The organism is Domibacillus aminovorans (genome assembly GCF_001643235.1).
Lineage (GTDB): Bacteria > Bacillota > Bacilli > Bacillales > Domibacillaceae > Domibacillus > Domibacillus aminovorans.
This window is the reverse complement of record NZ_LQWY01000003.1, coordinates 97567-104243: the sequence shown is the minus strand read 5'-3', so window position 1 is coordinate 104243 and position 6677 is coordinate 97567. Positions and strand designations below refer to the sequence as shown.

The 6677-nt window shown below is 37.4% G+C and carries 7 protein-coding genes and 2 pseudogenes; 1 reads left to right on the top strand and 8 read right to left on the bottom strand.

The window, feature by feature from the left end:
• Nucleotides 1–314: 314 nt before the first annotated feature.
• The 6 genes and pseudogenes from AWH49_RS01705 to AWH49_RS01685 form a co-directional block, all read right to left on the bottom strand.
• Nucleotides 315–1610, bottom strand: a complete 1296-nt coding sequence (locus tag AWH49_RS01705) for a CitMHS family transporter (RefSeq protein WP_063964467.1) — start codon at nt 1608–1610, stop codon at nt 315–317.
• Between the two features lie 308 nt (nt 1611–1918).
• The gene (locus AWH49_RS01700) at nt 1919–2602 is read right to left on the bottom strand and encodes a response regulator (RefSeq protein ID WP_063964476.1); all 684 of its coding nucleotides are present in this window, start codon (nt 2600–2602) and stop codon (nt 1919–1921) included.
• Entirely contained in the window at nt 2590–4191 is a 1602-nt protein-coding gene (locus tag AWH49_RS01695) for an ATP-binding protein (protein WP_063964466.1), read from the bottom strand. The genes AWH49_RS01700 and AWH49_RS01695 overlap by 13 nt, the downstream gene beginning before the upstream one ends.
• A 49-nt stretch (nt 4192–4240) precedes the next feature.
• Nucleotides 4241–4552, bottom strand: a pseudogene (locus AWH49_RS01690) (SRPBCC domain-containing protein); the annotation flags it as partial.
• A gap of 74 nt (nt 4553–4626) precedes the next feature.
• A pseudogene (locus AWH49_RS20600) lies at nt 4627–4779 on the bottom strand (ArsR/SmtB family transcription factor); the annotation flags it as partial.
• Between the two features lie 53 nt (nt 4780–4832).
• Nucleotides 4833–5228, bottom strand: a complete 396-nt coding sequence (locus AWH49_RS01685; RefSeq protein WP_244886763.1) for a DUF3291 domain-containing protein — start codon at nt 5226–5228, stop codon at nt 4833–4835.
• Between AWH49_RS01685 and AWH49_RS21160 the strand changes: the two genes are divergently transcribed.
• Nucleotides 5188–5334: a hypothetical protein gene (locus AWH49_RS21160; RefSeq protein WP_425305690.1), complete on the top strand. Its 147-nt coding sequence runs from the start codon at nt 5188–5190 to the stop codon at nt 5332–5334. The genes AWH49_RS01685 and AWH49_RS21160 overlap by 41 nt on opposite strands.
• On the opposite strand, the gene AWH49_RS01680 is transcribed toward AWH49_RS21160, so the two are convergent.
• Together AWH49_RS01680 and AWH49_RS01675 are read right to left on the bottom strand one after the other, a co-directional pair.
• Nucleotides 5312–5602, bottom strand: coding sequence for a hypothetical protein (locus tag AWH49_RS01680; protein ID WP_063964464.1), 291 nt, complete (start codon nt 5600–5602; stop codon nt 5312–5314). The two genes, AWH49_RS21160 and AWH49_RS01680, sit on opposite strands and share 23 nt — an antisense overlap.
• Before the next feature lie 456 nt (nt 5603–6058).
• Nucleotides 6059–6523 carry a hypothetical protein gene (locus AWH49_RS01675; RefSeq protein ID WP_063964463.1) on the bottom strand — a complete coding sequence of 155 codons (465 nt, stop codon included), beginning with the start codon at nt 6521–6523 and terminating at the stop codon, nt 6059–6061.
• Nucleotides 6524–6677: the final 154 nt, after the last annotated feature.

Genomic DNA, 6677 nt, shown 5'->3' with positions numbered 1-6677 from the left:
CTTTTTCTGTTTATTCATTTACACAAGATATTTTACGCTCTCACTCACTTTTCTTTTTTGCAAACAAAAAACCCTGAATAATATGTTGAATCATTCAGGGTTTTTAATTTTATTACTGCTCCTCTACAATTTTTATTTCAGTAGCATGTGCATACAATGAAGCAGAATGCTCGTATATATCAAACGTAACAACTACCTTTTAAGCGACTTGAAGAGAGGAAACAGTCTCTTCATCGATATCCTTCGTGTCAAAATCGCTTGAATAGTCGTACCTACATATACATGCCACTGCCTTGTAATAATCATTAACTATATTACAATGGGATAATACCTAAAACGAGAGCAACAAGAATTAGTACTGCTGTCGATCCGCATGCCCACTTTAAGAAAGCGCGCTGTAGTTTACCAAAGTCTTCTCCTACCATCCCGACCAAAAGATAGGTGGACGGAACAAGAGGACTTAATAGATGAACTGGTAAACCGAAAAGAGAAGCTCTTCCAATCATAGCAGGATCAATTCCATATGCAGCTCCTGCTTTTGCAAGTAATGGCAAAACGCCATAGTAAAAAGCGTCATTAGACATAAAGAAAGTAAACGGTGCACTAATTACTGCTGTGATTACAGCAAAATGGGATCCCATTGCATCTGGAATATGCTTGATCATCGAGTTTGCCATGGCATCCACCATTTCAGTTCCTGAAAGAATGCCAGTGAAAATTCCAGCAGCGAAAACCATTGAAACAACAGATAGAGCATTATCGGCGTAATTGGCCACACGTTCTTTTTGATCACTCATTTTCGGATAATTTATAGTAATGACAATCGCAAAGCCTAACATAAACAATACAGTTGTTGGCAGTAATTCCATGATTAAAGCTACTAAAAGGATTATTGTTAATGCATAGTTAAAGACGATCAATTTCGGGCGTTTAAGATGCATATCCTCGGTTGTAGCCGCCACCTCTTGAGCCACCACACCATAATCAAGTTCGATCACACCAATCCTCTTTCTTTCTTTTCTGCCGAGAAAATAAGCCATGAATAGAACAAATAGGACACCACCAATCATGGAAGGAATAACAGGCGTAAATACGTCTGACATTTCAAGATTCAAAGCAGTCATCACCCTTGCTGTCGGTCCCCCCCATGGAAGGAGGTTCATTACCCCTGATGCCGAAACAGCAATCCCTGCTAATGTAAGCGATTTCATTCTGATCCTTTTATAAAGGGGAAGCATGGCAGAAATGGTGATCATGTATGTGGTGGTACCATCTCCATCTAATGAAATAATAAGGGCTAAAACAGCCGTACCGATAGCAATTTTTACAGGATCTCCTTTTACTAGCTTAAGAATCGTATTGATAATGGGATCAAATACTCCTGCGTCAATCAAAATACCGAAGAAAAGAATCGCAAATAAAATCATGATTCCTGTTGGAGCTACACTTTTAATCCCCTCTAATGCCATTGGACCCATTTCCCTGCCAAATCCGCCCAAAAGAGCAAATACGACGGGTACGATAATGAGAGCAATCATAGCTGAAAGTCGTCCTGTCATAATTAAAATCATAAATACGAGTATCATTAAAAACCCTAATAAAGCAAGCATATCCTTCACCCCTCAATTCTAATTAAATAAATTTTAAACTATGCAACTTAATTTGTAAGCGTTTTCAATTTAATGTGTTTTAAACTTTTTTTGAAGATTTTGTTCATTTTGTTCACAGGAGCTTTTTGACACCTGATAATACCGGAAACATTTTTTCTTGACGGGTTGTAGTATTAAGTGCAACACATAGAAAGTAGAAACGCCCATGAAAGCTTCTTGTAAATTGATAAACTATCTCTTATAAAAAGAAAGATCGGAATGTTATTGATAACATTCCGATCTTTCCCTTCTTTAAAAGGATATTTCCATCAAATTTTATAATATTTACGCTCTGGTCTCCCTACTGCACCATATACCACTTCAGCTTTACATTCCCGAGCAGATATCAAATATTCGAGATAACGCCTGGCCGTTGTCCTTGAAGCGCCAATTTGAACGCCCACTTGTTCAGCTGATAAGCCTTTGTTACTTATTTCAAGGACTGTCCTTACTTTCGATAATGTGATTTCATCGATTCCTTTTGGTAACGAAGTCTCCTGTTCAGTTGTGGACGTGGAGGATTTATTAAAGATAAGATCAACAAAATCTTGATCTATTTCTCGTTTAGATTGCAAAAGCTGATACTTATTGAGATACTCCTCAATAATTTGATAGAAACGCTCCATTTTTACCGGTTTTATTAAAAAATATTCCACACCATAGTGAAGTGCCTTTTCAAGTATCTCCTTATCGGTTGCTGCGGTGATCATTAATATATCTACTTGCTTGTATTTTTGACGAATGACCGGAAGCAGATCGGAACCAAGCTGGTCTGGCATATACACGTCAAGAAGAAGCAAATCAGGTTTCTGTTGATCCAAAATTTCAATAGTCTGTTTTGCATTTAACGCTTTACCAATTACTTCTATTTCTTCAAACCTATTCAGAAACTTCTCATGAATGTCTGCTACGCGAAAATCATCTTCCGCAATGGCCGCTCTTATTTTAACCATTCCTCTCTCCCTCTCTGTCTTTTCGGAAGATACACTGTAAAGACGGTGTTTTCTGCCCCGCTGTGCACCTCAATGATACCGCCTAGCTCTTTTACTGCATGGTCAGTGTTTGAAAGTCCATAGCCACTTGGAATTTTTCCTATTTTTGAAGTAAAGCCCCGTTCAAAAAGGAGAGAAATATTTTCTGGTTTTATTCCCTTTCCATTGTCACTCACTTCAAATATAATATCCTCTCCGATATCAGTTGCGAAAAAGTTTACGAGTGGTTCCTCAATACCAGAAACAGCTTCAAATGCATTATCAATAATATTACTAAGGATTAAGGTAAGCTCGGACAACTTTATATGACTCGGCAGTGTCTCTAAGTAGCTTTGCATATCTATTTCAAAGGTAACCTTCTTTTCTGAGGCTTTTCCTAACTTCCCAAGTAAAATAGCTTGAACCTTGGTATCTTTTATCTGTTCAAAGACAATTCGGTTTAGAGATTGCAGTTCAGATGTCTCGCTTTGTATCATATTTATAGCCTCGTCATATTTCCCTAATTGGAGTAAACCGGATAGCACGTATAATTTATTAGTAAATTCATGGGTTTGTGCTCTTAAATCCTCAGAATACACTTTTACTTCTGATAATGTGTTTACCATCTGCTCAATTTCTGTTTTATCACGAAATGAAGCGACTACACCGCTCACCCCTTCATCGTCAAAGATCGGTGTGCAATTTATAATAATTTTTTTATGCCTCCACAGCATTTCTTTATCTATTTGCGGCCTTCCTGATTTCAACACTTCGTACAAATAAGCAGGAGGAAAGAGATTATCAACTTTCAAATCGCGAACAGACCCTTTTATATTCAGCAGTTTTTTTGCCGGCTGATTCATAGACGTAATAACCCCATTTTGGTCAATCGCTAAGATTCCCTCTTTCACTGAGTGAAGCACAGCGTTTTTTTCTTTATATAAACGGGAAATTTCAAAAGGTTCTAACCCTAATGTATCCTTACGTATACTGCGTGCAAGCATATAACTGCCAATGACGGATATGACAAGAGCTATGAATGATACGACAATCTCTCTAGATAAATCTTTAAAGATTTGTTGACGAACATCTTCTACTAAAAATCCAACCGAAACAACGCCAATGATGTTTCCATTCTTATCAAATACCGGTGACTTTCCCCGCATGGAAAGTCCAAGAGAACCACGAGCTTCGGAAATATAAGATTCACCATTTTGAATAGCCCGTTCGTTGTCTCCGCCAATCATAGGCTTTCCTATCTCTGATACCAAGGGATGGGAATAGCGAATTCCCTCTGCATTCCCCACGACGATGAATTCAGCACCTGTTTCTTGGCGAATTTTTTCAACTATCGGTTGGATGGTATCAGATGGATCTTCCGATTTAAATGCGTCGACAATTGTAGGTATAAAAGCTATGGTTTTTGATAACTCCAAAGCCAAGCGGCCCCTATCCTCTGCTATTTGCTTTCCTTCCATATAGGTAAAATAAGCCGTTAATAGGAGGATCAGAAATAAGCTTAATGATAATACCAACCCCAGAATCTTTTTTTGAAGCGATACTTTCCACATTTACAACAACATCCTCTATCTTCATTCGCTTTTTATCCTTTTATAACGTATCCGTGTAGACAATCTTCTCAGGAACAATAATTTCATGATAGACAGCTTTACCCCAAGATTCTTGACCATAAAATTCTCCCTGATTCTCATCTATGCACCGCATACAATAATGCCATACGCCATTAGGCTTAAACTCAAATTTGCGATTTTCTGTTTGCCATCCTCTCGGTCCCCACCAGCTTGCCAAGCGCTCTGGTTCCGAAAATGCCTTAAATACAAGACCTCGCGGCGCGTTGAAGATCCGCTCCATGACAAGAACTTGCCCTTCTATGTTCGTCGTCATACTGTTTGTTATTTTGTTTTCGGACATTTCAATTCCTCCTACCAGAAATTTTTGTACTAAGCTGGTCACTCTTTTCCATAGTAATTCTTTCCGTCGTAATGTCAGTCTTTCCCTTGCAACTTACGCAAATAATCATCCAAACGATCGAATCTTTCATTCCAGACACACTGGAAAGATTCCAGCCAATCATCTAGATCTTGAAACGGCTGATGCCTTAGCTTGTAGATTCGCCGATTAGCAATCGCTTGCACCTGATCTTCAAATCTTGTACCCGTTACTTGAAGAAGAAAACTAGTTTAACTTAATTTTATTTTCTTCCAAACTTATTATGTAAACGCTCCTTACATTCATCCCAAGAAGGTTTATTATCGGCTTCCCAATTGATTGATTCTAATTCGTCAGCAATATTTCTAGATACTTTCATTGCTTTTAAATGATTCCCTTTGTTTCGGTACTCTTTCATACTATTTTTGTTTTCCCATACAGTTAGTGTCCAGTATGTATCCCATCCTTCTTTATCAAATGAAGAATACAAAAGACCTTCTGCTTTTCTTGATTGACTAAATGATTTGCCTGTATGCCAAATAAAGACAGGTAACTTACGCTTTTCTTTTAGATGCAACCTAGTAACTGAAACAAACATAATTATCATCCCTTCAATAATGGCTTCTGGATTGTTAGCTGCTATGGCTTCGGATCTCAAGCTGTTAGCACCTTTTCAGGTACATTATGAGCTTTGGCAAAAACAGATTGAAGAAGATGGTGTAGATCCTGTCATAGCAACCATTATCTTAATACGGCTTCTTTAATTTTCCGATTAAACAAGCTCCGATTTTTCCAAATAAAATCAACAAAATCATTACCAACTAAACTTTGTTCATCATGATCACAATAATTCAGGCCTTTGCCATGAAGGGACCATTGGCTGTCTGAATATTTCATCAGTGTCCAATCCCCTCCTCGTTCTCTATCTTCAATCACAAGGTAATGCTTTTGTCCAACATCATCATATGAAGCTATTAATTCAAACTTTTCAATAAAGTCTTGAATGTCTAATTTTTTCTTAATAATACGCATGATATCCTGCCCCTCTATTTATTTTAGTAATTAATAAAAAGTGCATTATTTACCACTAATGATATAACATATTATACCATATGAATCATATAAAAAATCCAAATCTGTTTTTGTCTGTCAATGCTCATATTTAACCTTTCTTTCTTTAAGGAGTAGCGTCAGGAAAATGCGGATTTACAACGATAATCATTTTAAGACAAGTTTTATGAGACATAAGGAATGATAGTTATATTATGTATAAATGGATATATTTACTATTATAGGCAGGGCATTATTATCGTGATGGACGCATCTTGTTTTATTGAACAAACCCTGCTCCATAGATTATGTAAGGAAACCCGTTCTTACATGGGAATGGAACAAGAAAATCAATAACGTTCTTTAACAGAGCCTATATAAAAAGCCCAAGCAATCTATGATCACCTGAGCTTTCCTAATTCTTATATAACTATTATTTTACCTATTGATTACTTTAAAATACTTTACCATCATCCCTATGAAATAAAGATCCGTCCCGATGGAAACGAAAAGGTCGAACCAGTTTGTTTCATCGCTAAGGAGAGGCGGGAAAATGGATGGAGGTATCGCGTAACCGACAAGCTTCAGTACAAACACAATGAGAATAACCCGAAGTGTCAGCGGAATAAATAAACTAAAGCAGCGGAGCCAAAAGTCTTGGCGGTCCCCACTCTGATTGATCATGTACGCAGCGCATAGCCCGATAAGATTGAGCATTCTATAAATCATCATGTCTATTATGTCCAGTGTGTTGGCCCTTTCGGTTACCAGCAGAAACGGATACGTTAGCACTCCTATTGCCAGCAAAGCAATCCCTACAATAAAATACGTTCTTTTCGACTGTTCGGCAATACGCCTTTCTTTTAGTGCCTGTGCTAACTCTTTTATGTTCCAAATATACATACTTGTATCTCCTTGTATCTCCTTGTATCTTTTTATTAAATTTGGATTGTCAGCACTAAATCAGACAACTTTTTTAAAGGACAATCGTTTATATTCAATAGTGGTGGCAGCAACGAAAGTAACCTAAAGATAAAAAGGGGACTCTGTTTGAAGT